The 17,374-nt window shown below is 67.9% G+C and carries 18 protein-coding genes; 8 read left to right on the top strand and 10 right to left on the bottom strand.

What is annotated here, in order from left to right:
• Positions 1-3: 3 nt before the first annotated feature.
• From ubiA to lptF, 5 genes are all read right to left on the bottom strand, one after another.
• On the bottom strand, positions 4-915 hold the full coding sequence (gene ubiA / locus ABD693_RS02125) for a 4-hydroxybenzoate octaprenyltransferase (RefSeq protein WP_344695321.1): 912 nt from the start codon (positions 913-915) through the stop codon (positions 4-6).
• Positions 916-1,017: 102 nt separating this feature from the next.
• Entirely contained in the window at positions 1,018-1,815 is a 798-nt protein-coding gene (locus tag ABD693_RS02120; RefSeq protein WP_344695320.1) for a sterol desaturase family protein, read from the bottom strand.
• 89 nt (positions 1,816-1,904) lie between these two features.
• A complete protein-coding gene (locus ABD693_RS02115) occupies positions 1,905-2,576 on the bottom strand; it encodes a thioredoxin domain-containing protein (RefSeq protein WP_344695319.1) in 672 nt (223 codons plus the stop codon).
• Complete coding sequence (gene lptG / locus ABD693_RS02110) at positions 2,576-3,673, bottom strand: LPS export ABC transporter permease LptG (RefSeq protein ID WP_344695318.1); 1,098 nt, start codon at positions 3,671-3,673, stop codon at positions 2,576-2,578. Before lptG ends, ABD693_RS02115 begins: the two co-directional genes overlap by 1 nt.
• The gene (lptF, locus tag ABD693_RS02105; RefSeq protein WP_344695317.1) at positions 3,670-4,884 is read right to left on the bottom strand and encodes an LPS export ABC transporter permease LptF; all 1,215 of its coding nucleotides are present in this window, start codon (positions 4,882-4,884) and stop codon (positions 3,670-3,672) included. Before lptF ends, lptG begins: the two co-directional genes overlap by 4 nt.
• A 215-nt stretch (positions 4,885-5,099) precedes the next feature.
• Here lptF and ABD693_RS02100 point away from each other — a divergent pair, with 215 nt between their 5' ends.
• Both ABD693_RS02100 and ABD693_RS02095 read left to right on the top strand, forming a co-directional pair.
• A complete protein-coding gene (locus ABD693_RS02100; RefSeq protein WP_344695315.1) occupies positions 5,100-6,071 on the top strand; it encodes a diacylglycerol/lipid kinase family protein in 972 nt (323 codons plus the stop codon).
• A complete protein-coding gene (locus ABD693_RS02095; protein WP_344695314.1) occupies positions 6,052-6,948 on the top strand; it encodes a hypothetical protein in 897 nt (298 codons plus the stop codon). The genes ABD693_RS02100 and ABD693_RS02095 overlap by 20 nt, the downstream gene beginning before the upstream one ends.
• Here ABD693_RS02095 and ABD693_RS02090 read toward each other — a convergent pair.
• On the bottom strand, positions 6,945-7,325 hold the full coding sequence (locus ABD693_RS02090; protein WP_344695313.1) for a PaaI family thioesterase: 381 nt from the start codon (positions 7,323-7,325) through the stop codon (positions 6,945-6,947). The two genes, ABD693_RS02095 and ABD693_RS02090, sit on opposite strands and share 4 nt — an antisense overlap.
• 80 nt (positions 7,326-7,405) lie before the next feature.
• Between ABD693_RS02090 and ABD693_RS02085 the strand changes: the two genes are divergently transcribed.
• On the top strand, positions 7,406-7,651 hold the full coding sequence (locus ABD693_RS02085) for an acyl carrier protein (RefSeq protein ID WP_344695312.1): 246 nt from the start codon (positions 7,406-7,408) through the stop codon (positions 7,649-7,651).
• A 23-nt stretch (positions 7,652-7,674) separates the two neighbouring features.
• The gene (gene spt, locus ABD693_RS02080) at positions 7,675-8,913 is read left to right on the top strand and encodes a serine palmitoyltransferase (protein ID WP_344697554.1); all 1,239 of its coding nucleotides are present in this window, start codon (positions 7,675-7,677) and stop codon (positions 8,911-8,913) included.
• On the opposite strand, the gene ABD693_RS02075 is transcribed toward spt, so the two are convergent.
• Positions 8,906-10,099 carry a chymotrypsin family serine protease gene (locus ABD693_RS02075; RefSeq protein ID WP_344695311.1) on the bottom strand — a complete coding sequence of 398 codons (1,194 nt, stop codon included), beginning with the start codon at positions 10,097-10,099 and terminating at the stop codon, positions 8,906-8,908. The genes spt and ABD693_RS02075 overlap by 8 nt on opposite strands.
• A 73-nt stretch (positions 10,100-10,172) precedes the next feature.
• Here ABD693_RS02075 and ABD693_RS02070 point away from each other — a divergent pair, with 73 nt between their 5' ends.
• On the top strand, positions 10,173-12,152 hold the full coding sequence (locus ABD693_RS02070) for a response regulator (RefSeq protein WP_344695310.1): 1,980 nt from the start codon (positions 10,173-10,175) through the stop codon (positions 12,150-12,152).
• Here ABD693_RS02070 and ABD693_RS02065 read toward each other — a convergent pair.
• Positions 12,149-12,883 (bottom strand): DUF72 domain-containing protein, encoded by a 735-nt coding sequence (locus tag ABD693_RS02065; RefSeq protein WP_344695309.1) that lies wholly within the window; start codon positions 12,881-12,883, stop codon positions 12,149-12,151. The two genes, ABD693_RS02070 and ABD693_RS02065, sit on opposite strands and share 4 nt — an antisense overlap.
• Positions 12,880-15,105 carry a phosphoribosylformylglycinamidine synthase subunit PurL gene (gene purL / locus ABD693_RS02060; RefSeq protein ID WP_344695308.1) on the bottom strand — a complete coding sequence of 742 codons (2,226 nt, stop codon included), beginning with the start codon at positions 15,103-15,105 and terminating at the stop codon, positions 12,880-12,882. The genes ABD693_RS02065 and purL overlap by 4 nt, the downstream gene beginning before the upstream one ends.
• Positions 15,106-15,404: 299 nt before the next feature.
• Between purL and ABD693_RS02055 the strand changes: the two genes are divergently transcribed.
• Positions 15,405-15,758 (top strand): Imm8 family immunity protein, encoded by a 354-nt coding sequence (locus ABD693_RS02055; protein ID WP_344695307.1) that lies wholly within the window; start codon positions 15,405-15,407, stop codon positions 15,756-15,758.
• A 263-nt stretch (positions 15,759-16,021) separates the two neighbouring features.
• Here the strand turns inward: ABD693_RS02055 and ABD693_RS02050 are convergent, their stop codons facing one another.
• Positions 16,022-16,360: a hypothetical protein gene (locus tag ABD693_RS02050; RefSeq protein WP_344695306.1), complete on the bottom strand. Its 339-nt coding sequence runs from the start codon at positions 16,358-16,360 to the stop codon at positions 16,022-16,024.
• 107 nt (positions 16,361-16,467) lie between these two features.
• On the opposite strand from ABD693_RS02050, the gene ABD693_RS02045 reads away from it, so the two are divergent.
• Positions 16,468-16,698, top strand: coding sequence for a hypothetical protein (locus ABD693_RS02045; RefSeq protein ID WP_344695304.1), 231 nt, complete (start codon positions 16,468-16,470; stop codon positions 16,696-16,698).
• Complete coding sequence (locus tag ABD693_RS02040; RefSeq protein ID WP_344695303.1) at positions 16,698-17,321, top strand: DUF4350 domain-containing protein; 624 nt, start codon at positions 16,698-16,700, stop codon at positions 17,319-17,321. The genes ABD693_RS02045 and ABD693_RS02040 overlap by 1 nt, the downstream gene beginning before the upstream one ends.
• The last annotated feature ends 53 nt before the right edge of the window (positions 17,322-17,374 follow it).

The following is a 17,374-nucleotide window of genomic DNA, read 5'->3' as shown; positions in this document are numbered from 1 at the left end:
CGGCTAGGGAGCGCTGCTCAACCCCACCGCCGCGAAGCCGAGCAGCAGGAGGAGGCCCGTGAAGCGGTTCGAACGGAACAGGGCGAGTGCCTTTTCGCCGTCGTCGGGATCGGCGCGCAGGGCCTGGTTGGCGAGGTGGAGCGCGGCAGGAAGGAGCGCAAGGAAGGCGAGGGGCTCGGGCCGGACCAGCCACAGGGCACTGGCCCAGCCGAGAATCGCGAGCGCGTAGCAGATGGCGACGCCGAGCGCGGCGCGGCGACCGAGCGCGCGGGCCGACGAGCGCACGCCGACGAGCGCGTCATCCTCCTTGTCCTGGATGGCGTAGAGCGTGTCATAGCCGATCACCCAGAAGATGCTTCCGAGCCAGAGGAGGAAGGGGGGCAGCGCGAACGCGCCGGTCACGGCGGGCCAGCCGACCAGTGCGCCCCAGCTGAAGACCAGCCCGAGCCACGCCTGCGGCCACCAGGTGATCCGCTTCATGTAAGGATAGGCAAGGACCGGAAGGACGGCCGCGATCGCGATCAGCTGCGCCACGAGCGGAAGCTGGAAGAGGACGAGGAGGCCGAGCGCGCAAAGGACGGCGATCAATGTCCAGGCGGCCCTGATGCTCACGCGGCCGCTGGCGAGGGGACGCAGCCGCGTACGGGCGACCTGCCGGTCGAGGTCGCGGTCGACGAGGTCGTTATAGACGCAGCCTGCGGAACGCATCGCGAAAGCGCCGAGGAGCAGCCAGCCGAACAGGTCCCAGCGACCTTGCACCCCGGCCAGCGCCACGCTCCACGCGCACGGCCAGTAGAGGAGCCAGGTACCGATCGGCCGGTCGATCCGCATCAGGCTGGCGTAGGGGCGCCACGCGGCGGGCAGGCCGCCGATCAGGCCATGGCGCTCGGAATCCGGGACGAGGTCGGTGGTCACCGGCGAGGGCTTAGCCACAGCCGAACGCCCGCGAAAGCAGGAGCCCGGCGTTTCTCGCTTGATCGGGCCGTCGCTGAACTCCGACTTTCGCCGGAGCGCAGGTCAGGCGGCCTCGCGGTCCGCGTTCTGGGTGTCGCCGCGCTTGCGGGGGTGGCCGGTGGCGACGATCCCGCCCGACAGGGTCTTCACCCAAGGATAGCGCACCGCCACTTCCTCGGTGTAGCCGAGGTTGAAGACGGTCGGGCTCTTCTTCGGGCGCTCGGGCCGGTCGTAGAAGGTGCCCAGCACGCGATCCCAAAGATAGCTGGTGATCCCGTAATTGCCGTTCTCGTCGTGGAAGTGATGCGCCATGTGGCGCTTCTTCATCTCGGCGATGACCTTGCTCTTGGGCTTGTAGGCAAGGTGCTGGATGCAGTGCACGAACTCGTAGACGCAGGTCGTGATGAGCCCCGCCGCGAGCGCCGCAGCCGCGCCGCCGATCCCGCCGATCGCATAGCCGACGGGAATGCTGACGCCGGCGATGGTCGGAAGCGTGGTGTGGAGCGCGCCGAACAATACCTCGAGGTGGTTCGGGTCCTGGTGATGGTCATAGTGGATGCGCTTCCAGGTCGAGGCGAGGAAGGGCACCTTGAACATCCAGTTGCTGTGCAGCACCCAGCGATGGAGGCAGTACCAGACGAGCGGATAGAGGACGACAACCACGCCGGCCGCGGCCACCGTCTGCAACAGGCTCGCCGGGTAAGCGAACCAGGTCACGATGCTGGCGATCGCGAGGCCGATGTAGGCGATGATCGCCGGATACTGGAAATAGGCGATCCAGAGATCCTTGAGGGTCATCCGGTCGAGGTAATGCGACCGCTTCCAGATGCCGGGCTTTGCCGAGCTGCTCACTTGCTTCATGCCTCAATAGATGGGGTGCCGGCACGCGAGATGCCAGTCGCTATGTCCTTACAATGCACCGGCATTGCGGCGACATTGGGACAAAGGACCTATCGCGGAAGGACCTTGAGAAGGCTTTCCGGGGTCAGGTCTTCCCCGAGCTGGACGCCCTTCCAGAAGTAGGTCGGCGTGCCCTTCACCCCGGCGGTGCGCGAGCTGAGGTCGGCGTTGGTGACCCAGTCGTGCGCGGCCTGGTTGGCGAGGCACTGGTCGGCCTTGGCGGCCGTCACGCCCTGGGCGAGGGTGAGCGCCTTGAACCCGCTGACCTCGGCCAGCGCCGCCGAATGGGGCACGGGGCCGGCAAGCTCGGCGTTGTAAAGGGCGGCACGGGTCGCCTCGTTCGCGTCGGCGTCCTTGAGCCGGGCGCGGCTCGCAGCCTGGTCGGCGAACACCGCCTCGATATAGGCGAGGCGCTTCGCGGCAGGAACGCAGCGCGCGAGGACATAGCCGGCGCGATCCTGCGGGAAGATCAGGAACGGGCGGAAGGCGAAGCGCAGCTTGCCCGCTTTCACCAGACTGTCGATCTTCGTCCCCGTCTCGGCGGCGAAATGGCCGCAATGGGGGCAGCCGAAGCTCGCATATTCGGTGAGGATCGGCGCGCCGGGCTTGCCGAAGGTCCAGCCGGCGGCGGTCTCGGTGACGTTCGTCCGCCAGTCCTTCGCGGGGGGCGCCGCGGCGGCGGTCAGCGCGAGGGGAAGCAGGAGAGCGATCAGGCGGTTCATCATTCCTCCGAGCGGATCAGGACGGTTTCGCCGATCAGCAGGAACAGCAGAAACGGCGCCCAGGCCGCGAGCAGCGGCGGATAGGCTCCGACATTCCCCATGGCGACGCCGAAATTGTCGATAACGAAATAGGCAAAACCAAGCGCCATACCGATGACGGCGCGGACCAGAACCTTGCCTGAACGCGCGAGCCCGAAGGCGGCGATTGCCGCGAGCAGCGGCATCAGCACGCTCGAGAGCGGCTGCGAGATCTTGTGGAACAGGCCGGTCCGGGCGGTCGCGGTGTTGACACCCGCCAGCGTCATCTCGCCGATGTTGCGGCTGAGCGTCTCGTAATCCTGCGCATTGGGATCGACCTTAGCGAGGGTGAAGCGCTGCGGTTCGACGCCCTCGAGCGCGCGGACCGACGGGCGGCGCAGGACCGCGCTCATCTGGCTGTCATAGGTCGAGACATTCTCGAGGATCCAGCCGCCCGCGTAGGGGCGCGCCCGCTCGGCATCGACGATCCGCTCGATGGTGTTGTTCTGCCGCTCGAAGATGCGCACGCCGCGCAACTGGACGTTGGGCGCGCGGCCGGTGACGATCCGCGCCTGGACAAGGTCGTCCCCCGCCACCACCCAGACATTGCTGAGGATGCCGCTGTCGGGCGGCACCGCCTTGTAGTCATTGTCCTGCCAGGCCGAGAGCTGGCGGGTCCCCTTCACCACGACCATCTCGTTGAAGAAGAAAGAGAAGGCGGACAGTGCGAGGCTCGCGGCCATCAGCGGCGCAAGGAGCTGGTGGGCGGACAGGCCCGCCGCCTTCATCGCCACCACTTCGCTGCTCTGGTTCAGGGTCGTGAAGGTGATCAGCGCGCCCAGCAGGAAGGAGAAGGGAAAGGCGAAGGAGATGAGCTGCGGCAGGCGATAGCCGACATAGCGCCACAGCTCGGCCTCGCTGTTGCCGGGGACCGCGAGGATCTTGCCCGATTCCGACAGGAGGTTGAGCATCATGAGCACGAGGCTGAGCGACAGCAGCACCGCGAGGCTGCGCGAAATGTAGAGCCAGACCGTGTAGCGGGCGAGCCGCTTCGACGGGAAGAAATTGAGATTGATCATGACGCGGCCGCCGCCTTGCGTCGCAACCGGCGCGGCTTGGGCAGCACCTTCTTGATGACGCTCCACGCCTTGGCGCCGCCGCGTTCGAGCGCGCCGATCGGCTGGCCCCCGGGCTTGGTCGCGAGGGTCAGGTACATCCAGAAGATGCCGGCCGCGAGGATCACGAAGGGCACGTACATGACGAGCTCGGGCGTCCAGTCACCCCGCGCGCCGGCCGATTCCGCCCATTGGTTGACCTTGTGATAGGCCACCACGATCACGATCCCGATAAAGATGCCCAGACTCGACGAGGAGCGTTTGGGCGGGACGGCGAGCGACACCGCGAGCAGCGGCAACAGCGCCATCATGATCACCTCGACCATCCGGAAATGGAGGTTGGCGCGGACCGCGAGATTGCTCTCGCGGCTGGCCGAAGCGCCGCCATAACCTGCGCGAATGAGCTCGGGCAGGGTCATTTCCTCGGTCTCGTCCTGCGCGCGGGCGCGGAAGCTGTCGACGCGGGGAAGCTTGATCGGCAGGTCGTAGGTGCGGAAGGCGAGCGTCCGGGGGACGGTGAACTTGGGATCCTGCTGGATCAGCCGCCCTTCCTCGAGGCGGAGGAGGATCGTGTCGGGATCGTCGGTCGCGAGGAAGCGGCCGTGGGCGGCGGTGGCAACCACCGAGGTGCCCTTGTTGTCGGCCTGGACGAAGAGGCCGTGGAGCATCGTGCCCTTCTTCTCGCTGCGGTCGATGCGCAGGGTGAAGCGATTCGACAGGGTGTTGAACTCGCCGATCTTGAGGCTCGCCCCCAGCGCGCCTGACCGAAGGTCGAAGCGCAGCCGCTCGTAGCCGTAATGCGTCCAGGGCTGGAGCCAGCCGACGATGAACAGGTTGAGGAGCAGGAGCGCCGCGGCATAGCCATAAGGCACGCGCAGCAGGCGCCCGAAGCCCGCACCGACCCCGCGCAGCGCGTCGAGTTCGCTCGACAGGGCGAGGCGGCGGAAGGCGAGCAGGATGCCGAGCATCAGCCCGATCGGGATGCCGAGCGCGAAATATTCGGGGAGCAGATTGGCGAGCATCCGCCACACGACGCTGACCGGACCGCCGGCGTTGATCACGAAATCGAACAAGCGCAGCATCTTGTCGAGGACAAGCAGCATCGCCGCCAGCAGCAGGGTGCCGAACAGGGGAATGGCGATCGCCTTGGCGATGTAGCGGTCGATGAGCGACATGAGCGTAGTTTGTCCTCAACACCATCATTTGGCCGCAAAGCAAGCCTAGATCGGAGAACTAGGTAGTCCTGCCCTCGCCATTTGGCCCGGGCAGGCTTGGGTAGCGTGATGGTGAGAGACGAAACGTCGATGCGATCGCAAGGCAGACACGAGGTGGTGGAAACGGGCACGGCGATGCGCGTCGCGGCCGTGTGCATGCTGGCGGAGGCGCGTTGATGGCCAAGGCTCGAATCGCCCTTCTCAGCAACCCCAAGTCGACCGGCAACCTCCTGCAGCTGCCGCGCATCCGCGCGTTCTGCGCCGAGCATCCCGACATCTTCCATTACGAGGTCGAGAAGGCCGACCAGGTCGGGGACGCCTTGAAGACGATCGCGCTGGTCCGGCCCAAGGTGCTGGTGATCAACGGCGGCGACGGGACGGTACAGGCGGCGCTGACCGAGCTGGTCAACGGCGGCCACTTCGCCGACCAGCGCCCGCCTGTCGCGGTGCTGCCCAACGGCAAGACCAACCTCATCGCGCTCGACCTCGGCGCGCAGGGCGATCCGGTGGAGGCGCTTAAGCGCCTGCTCGAGATGGCCGAGGGCGACCTCACCGACCGGCTGGTGGCCCGCGAACTGATCGCGCTCACCAGCGAGGGCGTGACCCGTCCGGTAATCGGCATGTTCCTCGGCGGCGCGGGGCTTGCCGACACGATGAAATATTGCCGCGAGAAGATCTATCCGCTCGGACTTCCGAACGGGATCAGCCACGCGATCACCGCGGTCGCGGTGCTGATCCGGCAGATGCTCGGGCTCGGCGGCGGGCTGCTGCCCGAGCGGCCGATGCCGATCGAGGTCAAGGTTCGCCGGCAGGGCGCGCTCAGCGGGCGTTTCGCCCTCCTGATGGTGACGACGCTCGAGCGGCTGCTCCTCAACAGCGACCTTCACACCGCGGGCAAGGGTCCGCTCAAGCTGCTCGCGGTCGATCATCGCTCGAGCTCGCTCCTGCGCGGCCTGTTCGCCGGGCTCGGCGGGCGGCTGGGCCGCAAGAAACTGCCCGGCGTCCACGTCGAGGAGGCCGACGAGATCAGCATCGAGGGCGATTCGTCCTCCGTGTTCCTCGATGGCGAAATGTTCACGGCCGGGATCGGCAAGCCGATCACATTGACCCGCGCCGCTCCCCTGTCCTTTGTCCGACTCGCGGCCTGATCCCTCCGCCGCGCTCGAGGCGCTGGTCGCCGAGGAGCTGGACCAGGCGGTGGACCCCCGCGTCTCGGCCATGGCGGAGGCGATCGCGGCCAGGCACGGCGCGGCCTCGCGGGCGGTGCTCTTTTACGGGTCGTGCCTGCGCGACGTCGCGCTCGAAGGGGCGATGCTCGATTTCTACCTGATCGTGTCGGACTATCGCGCCGCCTACGACAAGGGCTGGCTCGCCACCGCCAACCGGCTGATCCCGCCGAACGTCTTTCCCTTCGCGCACGACGGCCTCGCCGCCAAATATGCGGTGCTGAGCGAGGCCGACTTCCATCGCCTCAACGGGCCCGAGACGCGCAGCGTGTCGGTCTGGGCGCGCTTCGCGCAGCCGTCGCGGCTGGTGTGGGCAGCCGATGCCGAGGCACGGGGCAGGGCGATCAGCGCGGTGTCGCGGGCGGCCCCGACCCTGCTCGGCGCGGCCTTGTGCCAGGTTCCCAACGACCAGGAGCCGCTCGCGCTGTGGCGCGCGGCCTTTGCGCTGACCTATGCGGCCGAGCTTCGTGCCGAAAAGGGCAGCCGTGCGACTTCGGTCGTCGACAGCGATCCCGTGCGTTACATGCGGTTTTTCGGACCGGCGATGGCGGCAGCCCGCAACGTGGGCACGCGCTGCAAGGGCTCGTGGCGGCGGCGCCGGGTCGAGGGCAAGATGCTCTCGGTCGTCCGCCTCGCCAAGGCCAGCGCGACCTTCGCCGGCGGCGCGGAATATATCGTGTGGAAGATCAACCGCCACGCCGGCACGGCAATCGAGCTCAGCGAATGGCAGAAGAAGCATCCGCTGCTCACGGGCCTCACCTTGCTGCCGAAGCTCATCGGCAGCGGCGCCATCCGCTAACCGAGCAGGAAGTTGATCCGGGCGCTGGCGATCGGCGTGGCGCGATCCTTCTGCCAGGCGAAGGCCTCGACGTTGGCGATCCGGGCGCCAAGTCGTTCGATCGTCGCCGCCGCGAAGGTGTCGCCGCCGCGGCCGCCGAGAAGGTAATCGATCGTCACGCTGATCGGCTTGGGCGTAACCGGGCGACCCTCGATCGCGCGGGCAAGCTCGCCATAGGCCGCAAATTCCAGCAGCCCGGCGATCGCTCCGCCATGCAGATAGCCCGGGCGCCCGATCACGTCGTCGTGGAAGGGCATGACGAACAGCAACGTTCCGTCCGCTCCGGTTTCGCTGCGGAGCTGGAGCAATTGGGCATAAGGGGGCAGGCCGTCGGACATCGAATGTGCCCTTAGCGCGGCATTGCCCGCTTTTCGCCCCTTTGTTGCGCTCAAGGCCGTGAAACCCTAGCGAGACTGACATGACCGATCGCGACGAACGCAAGAGCAAGATCCTCGGCCTGGTGGCCGAATTCAACAAGAAGGGCATTGCCGTGGCGGAGGACACCCGCTTCGCGCAGGACCTCGAATGGGACAGCCTGACGGTGATGGATTTCGTCGCCGCGGTCGAGGACGAGTTCGACATCATCATCACCATGAACCGCGCCGCCGAGATCGAGACGGTCGGGTCGCTGATCGACGCGGTCGGCGAACTTCAGGGGCAATAAGCATGACCGATCCCGGCCTTGCCATGACCGCCGAGCCCGGAAAGGCCGCGCCCGCTGGCGGCGCATCCGACCTGTTCGACAAGTTCCAGCCGATGATCGACATCCGCGAGAACCTGCTCTCGACCGGGGTCACCGATCCGTTCAGCCTGGTGATGGAGCGGGTCGAGAGCCCGACCGTCGCCATCTGCAACGGCAAGCGGACGATTCTGCTCGGCACCTACAACTACATGGGGCAGACCTTCGACCCCGACGTGCTGGCGGCGGGCAAGCAGGCGCTCGACGAATTCGGCTCGGGCACCACCGGCAGCCGCGTCCTCAACGGCACCTATCAGGGTCACCGCGAGTGCGAGGAGGCGCTCAAGCGCTTCTACGGCATGGACCATGCCATGGTCTTCTCGACCGGCTACCAGGCGAACCTGGGCATCATCTCGACGATGGCGGGGAAGGACGATTACGTCATCCTCGACATCGACAGCCATGCCTCGATCTACGACGGCTGCGCGCTCGGCAACGCCCAGATCGTCGCCTTCCGCCACAATGACGTCGAGGCGCTCGAGAAGCGCCTGAAGCGCCTCCCGGCCGAGGCCGGCAAGCTGGTCGTCCTCGAAGGCGTCTATTCGATGCTTGGCGACGTCGCACCGCTCAAGGAGATGGTCGCCATCTCCAAGGCGCATGGCGCGATGGTGCTGGTCGACGAAGCCCACTCGATGGGCTTCATCGGGCCCAACGGCCGCGGCGTGGCCGAGGAACAGGGCGTGCTCGACGACGTCGACTTCGTCATCGGCACCTTTTCCAAGTCGGTCGGGACCGTTGGCGGCTTCTGCGTCTCGAACCATCCCAAGTTCGAGATCCTCCGCCTCGTCTGCCGTCCCTATGTCTTCACCGCCTCGCTTCCGCCGAGCGTGGTCGCGACCGCCGCCGTGTCGATCGACAAGCTGCGCGATGCCAAGGACAAGCGCGACCATCTTTGGGCCAACAGCCGCCGCCTCCACGGCGGGCTGAAGGAGCTCGGCTTCACCCTCGGCACCGAGACTCCGCAGTCGGCGATCATCGCGGTGATCATGCCCGATCTCGAGAAGGGCGCGGCGATGTGGGAAGCGCTCCTCCAGGAGGGGCTCTACGTGAACCTTGCCCGCCCGCCGGCGACCCCGGCCGGCATGACCCTCTTGCGCTGTTCGCTCTGCGCACTCCACAGCGAGCAGCAGGTCGGCGAAATCCTCGGCATGTTCGAAGCGGCGGGCAAGCGCGTCGGGGTCATCTGACCGTCAGGACGCGCCAGCCTTCGGGCAGATAGTCGACGCTCTGGTAATAGGAAAAGGCGCAGCCCCCGTCGGGGAGGTAGGCGCCGCCCTTCAAGGTGCCGTAGGCGACCGAGCCGAGGAAGATGGGCGCGCCGCTGTCCCCGCTCTTGCAGCGGGGGCCGCGCAGCGTGACCCAGCTGTTGGTGCACAGTCCGCCGCAAAGCTGCCCCGCCGGCGCGAAGTCGGTCAGCTCGACCTCGGAGCAGGCATAGCCGCTGCTCTCGCCGCGCAGGCACAGCCAGTCGCCGACCCGCGTCATCGGCCGGGTCGCCCAGCTCGTGACCGGGCGGACGCTGGTCTTGCCGGTGTCGCTGAAAAGTAGGGGCTCGGCGAGTCCGACCCCGCCGTTGATCTGGATGTCGTTCTGCGCCGCGCCCCATGAGCCGAGCATCGGCAACAGCCGTTCCTCGCCGTCGGGGCCGCGCCAGTTCAGCGTGTCGGGGCAATGGGCGGCGGTGGTGATGCCAAGCTGGCCGCTAGCATTCTTCACCACAAAGCCGGTGGTGCAGCGGAACAGCCGCCCCTCGGAATTGGGCCCCACGACCCGCCCGCCGCCGATCGCCGCGCTGTCGGACATCACCGCGTCGAGCCGTCGCACGCGGACGGGCAGGCCAAGCGTGGCGGTCAGGTCGCGCTCGACCTCGGCCTGCGGGCGCGGATCGACCGACAGCCGCTGCATGACAACGAGGCCTCCGCTCGCCGGATCGACCCCGGCCCCGCGATAGCCGGGAACGAGGCCGGGGAGGCGTCCTCGCTCGGCGTCGAGCAGGCGCAGCGCGGCCGCCCGGGTCGACCCGGCCCCGCCGATGAAGCCCACGGGGATGGGGAGGCCGTCCGACTGTTCGACCGTATCGGGCGGGACGTCGGTGCCGGCGAGGGTCACGACCACGCCCCAGCTTGGGCGATGCACGATGCGGATCGACGCGAGGCGGTCGGCGAAGCGGACCCGCAGGCGCTCGGTCACCGCGATGCTCGCCCGCTGCTGGCGGAGGCGAAGCAGCGCTTCGTCGCCCGTCAGCCCGAAGGCTGTGGCATAGCTCGCCGCATCCTGCTGCAGCGCGTCGTCGGCCGACAGCCGGACGGGCTCCGCGGCGGTGGCTGGGATCGCGGCGGCGAGGAGGGCGAGAAACGCGGCGAGAAGCTTCATCGCGATCCTTCTGCACGGCAGTTTCTGAACAGGCGGTTGTGCGCCGTTCGCCCGAGTCCTAGGATGCCGCATCATGATGGCAGGGACCGACGAGAGCGGCGGCTTCGACGGACGCCGGTTCGGGGCAGCAGCCGGGGCGACCTTGGCGGCACTCATCCTGCTCGGAATGGTCCTTCTTGTCGCGGTGAGCAACCGGGCGCGCGATGACGCGCTCGAGCGCGAGCGTCATGCCTACGACGTGACGCTGCTCGTCCGCACCGTCGACGCGACCGTCGCGCGCTCCGAAGCCGCGCTCGGCCGGTTCGTGCTCGACGAGGACGTGAAGACCTCGGGCAGCATCTACGCCAATGAGTGGCGCCTCGCCGGAACCCAGCTTCGCCAGCTCGAACGGCTGGTCCGCAAGGACCCCGTCCAGGCGCGCCGCGTCGCCACCGTGCAGGCCTTGTACGTCCAGCATGGCGAAAACCTCGGCAAGGTCGCGCAGGCCGCCGCCAGCGCGAAGGGCGAGGGCGGTGTCGCGCTCTTCTACACCTACACGCGCGAGGCGCCGATCAAGCCCAACGAGCCGATCACGCTGACGCTCGGCGCGCAGCTCCGCGCCAAGCTGGCCGAGATCGCGACCTCCGAGCGCGGCGTGCTGCGTAACAGCATGGAGCAGACACAATTCTTCTCCGCGCAGGCCGACCGGCTGACCGACTATCTGTCGTGGCTCGGCGTCATCATCGGTCTCGCCGCGATCGGGCTTGGCGTTCTGGCGGTCCAGGCGGTGCGGCAGAACTACCTCGCCCGGCGCGAGGCGGAGACGCTCGAGCAGGCGGTCGCGATGCGGACCCAGGAGCTGTCGGCGGCGAACGAGGCCTTGCTGCAGGAAGCCGAGGAGCGCGAGGCCGCCGAAGCGCAGCTCCGCCAGATCCAGAAGATGGAGGCCGTGGGCCAGCTCACCGGCGGCATCGCGCACGACTTCAACAACATGCTCGCGGTGGTCGTCGGCGGGATCGACCTCGCCAAGCGCCGGATCGGCGGGCCCAAGCGCGAAATCCTCCAGCATCTCAACAACGCCATGGACGGCGCGACGCGCGCCGCGGCGCTGACCCGCCGACTGCTCGGCTTCGCCCGCGCCGAGCCCTTGCTCCCGGAGCAGACCGACCCCGGCGAACTCGTCCGCGGGATCACCGATCTCCTCGACCGGACGCTCGGCGAGCGAATCCAGGTGCGGGTCGAGACCAACGGGAGCTGGCCGGTCTACGTCGATCCCCACCAGCTCGAGAACGCGCTGCTCAACATGGCGGTCAACGCCCGGGACGCGATGGAAGGCGAGGGCATGCTGACCATCGCCACCAGCGACGTCGCCCTCGACGACGGCGAACTCGGCGGGCTGCCGGGGGGTGACTATGTCCGGATCGCCGTCGCCGACCAGGGCTGCGGGATGAGCGAGGAAGTCCAGCGCCGCGCGTTCGAGCCCTTCTTCACCACCAAGGAAGTCGGCAAGGGGACTGGCCTCGGCCTCAGCCAGATCTTCGGCTTCGCACGCTCGTCGGGGGGCGAGGTCAAGATCGACAGCGCGGTCGGCGTCGGCACGGTGGTCAGCCTGTTCCTGCCGCGCAGCCTCGTCTTGCCCGAAGAGGTGCGGCGCCAGCCGGCGGTCGCCTCCCGCCCGAGTGGCGAGCCGGGCAAGCAGGTGCGCGGCGCCCGGATCCTGCTGTGCGAGGATGACCCCCGGGTTCGCAGCGCGACGGTGGAAGCGCTGCAGGACCTCGATTTCGAGCCCGTCGCCTGTGCCAACGCCGAGGAGGCCTTGAGCGCCTTCGAGGCCCAGGCCTTCGATCTCGTCATCAGCGACGTCATCATGCCCGGCATGACCGGTCCCGAGCTTATCCGGGTCTTGAAGCGGCGCCACCCCGAACTCGCGGTGCTGTTCGTGACGGGCTATGTCGGCGAGGGCGAGGGCGAGGACCTCAAGGGCTATGAGATGCTGCGCAAGCCCTTCACCGTGGGCGCGCTGCAGGACGCGGTCGAGGCGGCGATCGGTCGGACCGAGCTCCGCGCGGCCTAGAGCCGGTCGATCAGCGCGAGGGCGGTCGCCGGATTGCGGACCTTCGCGCCGCCGATGAAATAGATGAAGACGTCGCGCCCGCCCCTGGCCCAGCGCCTCGCCTGCCGCGCCCAGCCATCGAGCGCTGCGGCCTCGTAGCCGGTCTCGACCTCGTCGACGCTGCGCTGGAGACGGGCGTAGCTGAAATCGGCGGTCTGCTCCTCGATCCGCACGAATGCGTCGTGTTCGGCGAAGACCACCGCCATGTTGCGCGCCCGGGCGAGGTCGAGGAAGGCGGGATCGGCGAAGCTCGGGTGTCGGACCTCGAGTGCGTGGCGCAGTTTCACCCCGTCCTGCGCGTCGGGAATCAGGTCGAGGAAGCGGGCGAAGTCGTCGCGCTCGAAGGCCTTGGTGTCGGCGAACTGCCAGTTGATGGGCCCGAGCTTGTCCCCGAGCTCGGTGAAGCCCTGCTCGAGAAACACCGCAATCGACGGCTCGCTGTCGGCGAGGATCTTGCGGGCGGTCGAGAAGCGCGAGGCCTTCAAGCTGAATTGGAAGCCGTCTGGCACCGCGTCGCGCCACTTGCACCAGCTTGTCCGCTTCTGCCGGCCGTAGGCGGTGGCGTTGATCTCGATGCTGCCGAGGTGCGCGGCGGCATATTCCAGCTCGCGGCGCTGCGCGAGGCCGTCGGGATAGAAGGTCCCGCGCCAGGGCTGGTAGGTCCAGCCTCCGACGCCGACCCGGATCGTCACGCCTGCATCAGCGTGGGCAGGAAAGCCTCGTGCGCGGTGCGGAGGTCGGCGAGGCCGACCCGTTGCTCGCCGCCCCGATCGACAAGGTCGAAGACGATGGCATCGCCGCCGGTCACGCCGACCGGAATGGTGAAGAGTTCGGCAGCGTTGGCGAGAGCCTGGACCCGCTCGGGATCGCGGGTGGCGACGACGGCGCGGCCCTGGTCCTCGCCGAACAGCATCGCGGCCGGATTGGCAACCTGGGGCACGACCGTCATCGTGAAGCCCATACTGCCGGCGAGCGCCATCTCGGCCATCGCCACCGCCGCGCCGCCGTCCGAGCAATCGTGGACCGCGCTGACGATGCCCTCGCCGATGAGCTGGCGGAGCGTTTCGCCGAGGCGGCGCTCGACCGCGAGGTCGACCGGCGGCGCCTCGCCTTCGCGGCGGCCGTGGCAGACGTCGAGCCAGAGCGACTGGCCGACATGTCCCTTGGTATGGCCGATGAGGAGCAAGGTCTCGCCCTCATCCTTGAGGCCGATCGCGGCGCTCTTCGACCAGTCGGGCATCAGCCCCACCGCGCCGATCGCGGGGGTGGGGAGGATGGCGCTGCCGCCGCCGGTCGCCTTGCTCTCGTTGTAGAGGCTGACGTTGCCGGAGACGATCGGGAAGTCGAGGGCGCGGCAGGCGTCGCTCATGCCTTCGAGGCAGCCGACGATCTGCGCCATGATCTCGGGCCGCTGGGGGTTGGCGAAGTTGAGGCAGTTGGTGACCGCAAGCGGGGTCGCGCCGACCGCGCTGATATTGCGATAGGCCTCGGCGATCGCCTGCTTGCCGCCTTCATAGGGGTCGGCATAGCAGTAGCGCGGGGTGCAGTCGGTGGTGATGGCGAGCGCTTTGGTCGTCCCGTGGACCCGGACCAGCGCCGCGTCGCCGCCCGACTTCTGAATGGTGTCGCCACCGACCTGGCTGTCATATTGCTCCCAGATCCAGCGCCGCGAGGCGAGGTGGGGGGAGGCCATCAGCTTCATGAGGTCGCCCGCAATGTCGGTGCTCTCCGGCACCTCGCCCAGCGGCTTGACCTGTGCCCAAGCCTTGTACTCCTCGCGGCTCATCGCCGGGCGGTCGTAGAGCGGGGCGTCGTCGGCGAGCGGGCCGAGCGGGATGTCGGCGACCACGTCGCCCTTCCAGACCAGCTCCATCCGGCCGGTGTCGGTGACTTCGCCGATTACCGCGAAGTCGAGCTCCCACTTGTGGAAGATGGCTTCGGCCTCGGCCTCGCGGCCGGGCTTGAGGACCATCAGCATGCGCTCCTGCGATTCCGAGAGCATCATCTCGTAGGGGGTCATGCCGGTCTCGCGGCAGGGGACCTGGTCCATGACGAGCTTGATGCCGACGCCGCCCTTCGACGCCATTTCGACCGAGGACGAGGTGAGGCCTGCGGCGCCCATGTCCTGAATGGCGACGATGGCGTCCGAGGCCATCAGCTCGAGGCAAGCCTCGATGAGCAGCTTCTCGGTGAAGGGATCGCCGACCTGGACGGTGGGGCGCTTCTCCTCGCTGTCCTCGCCGAAGTCGGCGCTGGCCATGGTCGCGCCGTGAATGCCGTCGCGGCCGGTCTTGGAGCCGACATAGACCACCGGATTGCCGATGCCCGCGGCGGCCGAATAGAAGATCTTGTCGGTCTTCGCGACGCCGACGGTCATGGCGTTGACGAGGATGTTGCCATTGTAGGCGGGGTCGAAATTGGTCTCGCCGCCGACGGTCGGAACGCCGACGCAATTGCCGTAGCCGCCAATCCCCGCGACCACGCCGGAGATGAGGTGGCGCATCTTGGGATGGGCGGGATCGCCGAAGCGCAGCGCGTTCATGTTGGCGACGGGCCGCGCGCCCATGGTGAAGACGTCCCGCAGGATCCCGCCGACCCCGGTCGCCGCGCCCTGATAGGGCTCGATGTAGCTGGGGTGGTTGTGGCTCTCCATCTTGAAGATGGCCGCGTCGCCGTCGCCGATGTCGATCACGCCGGCGTTCTCGCCCGGGCCGCAGATCACCCAGGGGGCGGTGGTGGGGAGCTTCTTGAGGTGGATCCGGCTGCTCTTGTAGGAGCAATGCTCGGACCACATGACCGAGAAGATGCCGAGCTCGGTCAGGTTAGGCGCGCGCCCCAGCGCGTGGAGGACGCGCTCATATTCGTCGGGGGAGAGGCCGTGTTCGGCGACGATCGCGGGCGTGATCTCGGACATGCCCGCGCCTGTAGCGGGGCAGGGCGATTTGGCCAACGGGGCGATGGGGCGGCAACGCGAAGTTCTCGACGTTGACATAGGGCGGGGGTTTGCGGGGTTGGTGGTGGTCGAACCTGAACAAGGTCTCGAATGTCACAGGGTCACCGAGTCGTTTTCGGTGACGGGAAGCTGGCGATGTCAAAGAGCCGACGAACCTTTGGGGTTCATTGCAGCAGGTGAAATCCTACATTGCAAGGGCGGAGACGAACGTCTGCTTTCGACCCATTGCGGACATTGCGCTCGCCATGCGAGCATACGCCATGAGAGCGGAACTTAAGGGAATCCACAGCGTCGATGCCGAACTCGAGAGCTACGTTCCCGACAATGACGCTTTCTGTGTGCTTGTGACCGCGCAGATTGGCACATTGGGATCAAAGGAGGCGGACAATTTCAATTTTTACGTTTGCTCGCCTCAGTGGCTCTCGCTGCAGCTGGAGACGGACAAGGTGGTAAGCGGTCGACACCACTTTTTCATGAGTGAGTTCGACCTCGCGTCGCTTGAAGCTTACGTAGTCAAGCGGGTGCGTCAGGCCGAGGGAGCTGACTGGGCAGCAATTGCGGCTAAGCTTGCTCGATGGAGCCACTGGGAGTTCGAGGACTACGCTGGCAGCTAAGCGTCGGCTTTCCACCCAAAAAGGACGTTCGCCGCTGCCGGAGCGTCGTCGGCCCCTCCACCACTCAGCCTCGCGGCTGAGCGGTTCCCCTCCCCATGGCTGCGCCACGGGGAGGTCGCAGGTGGGGCGGCACTTTGGCGACGTCGGCATTCGCTCGAGACGCGGGACGCCTCGTCGGGCTTGGCCGGGGTGCACGCCGCGCAAACAAAAACCCCGGCCGGTGAGGGCCGGGGTTCGGTGAAGGGTGAAGGGGAGCGAAGGGCTCAGGCCTTGCAGCTCTTGCCCTGGTACTTGATGGTCGCGGCCTTGTCGTCGCCGATGGCCTTCGCGGCCGCAGCATCGATCTCGGTGCCGGGGACGTCCTCGGCGCTCTTCTTGATGCGGGCGGCGCCGTTCGAGAGCCAGTCGATGTAGACGACGCTGTTGTCGGCGCAGCGATAGCTCTTGCTGGCGCTGATCGCGGGCGGAAGCTCGACCGGCGCGGCGTTGGCGAGCTCGTTCGCCATGGGATCGGGCGGACCGTTCTCGACGATGGTGTTCTGCTTGCAGGCCGAGAGGGCGAGCGTCGCGGCGAGCGCGACGAGGGTGAGGGAGGTCTTCATGATTCGCCCTTTCGCGAGTGCAACATGAACGGTCAATGGGTGCGCCGTGCGAGGATCTCACTGTCATGGGCTTGCAATGATCGCGCTTCGGCATCAGTTTTGAGGCCATGGGGGTGGGAGGAACCGCGATGCAGCGCATCCGCTACGGGCTGACAGGCCTCGCCTTCGTGTTCCTGATGGTGCTGCTCGGCACGGCGATCGTGCGCAGCGGCGACGAGCCGCAGGCCAATGCCGGCGCAAGCAACGAGGCTCCGTCCGATCCGCTCGCCGATCTCGGCGTGGCGCCGGGGCAGGGCAGCGAGAACGAGGCCGACAAGCCGGCGAACAGCGCGCGCTGATGCGCCGCCTGCTGCTCGGGCTCGTGCTGGGGCTGGCCGGCTGTTCGTCGCCCGCGCCGTCGAAGCCCGCCGACAAGCCCGAGCTTGCGCTGCTGACCAGCCTGCCGATCGTCTTCGCCGAGAGTTTCGGGCTCGAGCCGCCGAAGAGTGCGCTGCGCGCGGCGCTCGAGCGGGATTATCGCCTGAAAGCGGTCGATGGGCCCGAGCAGCTTGCGGCCGGCGGGCTCCTGCTCGCGATCCAGCCGCAGGCGCTGACGGCCGAGCGGCTGGTCGCGCTCGACCGGTGGGTGCGGGCCGGGGGGCGAATGGTGCTGCTCGCCGACCCGCAGCTCCAGTGGGAGAGCAGCCGCCCGCTCGGCGACAAGTTCCGGCCGCCGTTCGTCTATCCCGATACCGGGCTGCTCGCGCATTGGGGGCTGACGCTCGCGCCGGGCAGCGACCCGGCGGGGATGGGACAGCTGGCGGCGACCGGGAGCAATTGCACGGTGGACGCCGGCGCTTCGGTGGCGCGGTGCCGGATCGGGCGAGGGCGGGTGGTCGTGCTGGCCGACGCCGACCTCGCGATGCGCGACACGCCCGGCGACCTCCAGACCGTCACCGACCTGGTCGCGAACGCGCGCTGAGGGTGGGACTCGGAAACCCATGGGAAGCCATGGGATTCGCTGGCTTTTGCTCG

It is taken from the genome of Sphingomonas rosea (genome assembly GCF_039538065.1).
Lineage (GTDB): Bacteria > Pseudomonadota > Alphaproteobacteria > Sphingomonadales > Sphingomonadaceae > Sphingomicrobium > Sphingomicrobium rosea.
The sequence above is the reverse complement of the archived record's forward strand: the minus strand, read 5'-3'. Positions and strand labels throughout refer to the sequence as shown.

What these genes read in the sequence shown, in the direction of transcription:
- ABD693_RS02120 (WP_344695320.1), bottom strand. Translation starts at nt 1,815, where the DNA reads ATGAAGCAAGTGAGCAGCTCGGCAAAGCCCGGCATCTGGAAGCGGTCG.
- ABD693_RS02115 (WP_344695319.1), bottom strand. Translation starts at nt 2,576, where the DNA reads ATGAACCGCCTGATCGCTCTCCTGCTTCCCCTCGCGCTGACCGCCGCC.
- lptG (WP_344695318.1), bottom strand. Translation starts at nt 3,673, where the DNA reads ATGATCAATCTCAATTTCTTCCCGTCGAAGCGGCTCGCCCGCTACACG.
- lptF (WP_344695317.1), bottom strand. Translation starts at nt 4,884, where the DNA reads ATGTCGCTCATCGACCGCTACATCGCCAAGGCGATCGCCATTCCCCTG.
- ABD693_RS02100 (WP_344695315.1), top strand. Translation starts at nt 5,100, where the DNA reads ATGGCCAAGGCTCGAATCGCCCTTCTCAGCAACCCCAAGTCGACCGGC.
- ABD693_RS02090 (WP_344695313.1), bottom strand. Translation starts at nt 7,325, where the DNA reads ATGTCCGACGGCCTGCCCCCTTATGCCCAATTGCTCCAGCTCCGCAGC.
- ABD693_RS02085 (WP_344695312.1), top strand. Translation starts at nt 7,406, where the DNA reads ATGACCGATCGCGACGAACGCAAGAGCAAGATCCTCGGCCTGGTGGCC.
- spt (WP_344697554.1), top strand. Translation starts at nt 7,675, where the DNA reads ATGACCGCCGAGCCCGGAAAGGCCGCGCCCGCTGGCGGCGCATCCGAC.
- ABD693_RS02075 (WP_344695311.1), bottom strand. Translation starts at nt 10,099, where the DNA reads ATGAAGCTTCTCGCCGCGTTTCTCGCCCTCCTCGCCGCCGCGATCCCA.
- ABD693_RS02070 (WP_344695310.1), top strand. Translation starts at nt 10,173, where the DNA reads ATGATGGCAGGGACCGACGAGAGCGGCGGCTTCGACGGACGCCGGTTC.
- purL (WP_344695308.1), bottom strand. Translation starts at nt 15,105, where the DNA reads ATGTCCGAGATCACGCCCGCGATCGTCGCCGAACACGGCCTCTCCCCC.
- ABD693_RS02055 (WP_344695307.1), top strand. Translation starts at nt 15,405, where the DNA reads ATGAGAGCGGAACTTAAGGGAATCCACAGCGTCGATGCCGAACTCGAG.
- ABD693_RS02050 (WP_344695306.1), bottom strand. Translation starts at nt 16,360, where the DNA reads ATGAAGACCTCCCTCACCCTCGTCGCGCTCGCCGCGACGCTCGCCCTC.
- ABD693_RS02045 (WP_344695304.1), top strand. Translation starts at nt 16,468, where the DNA reads ATGGGGGTGGGAGGAACCGCGATGCAGCGCATCCGCTACGGGCTGACA.
- ABD693_RS02040 (WP_344695303.1), top strand. Translation starts at nt 16,698, where the DNA reads ATGCGCCGCCTGCTGCTCGGGCTCGTGCTGGGGCTGGCCGGCTGTTCG.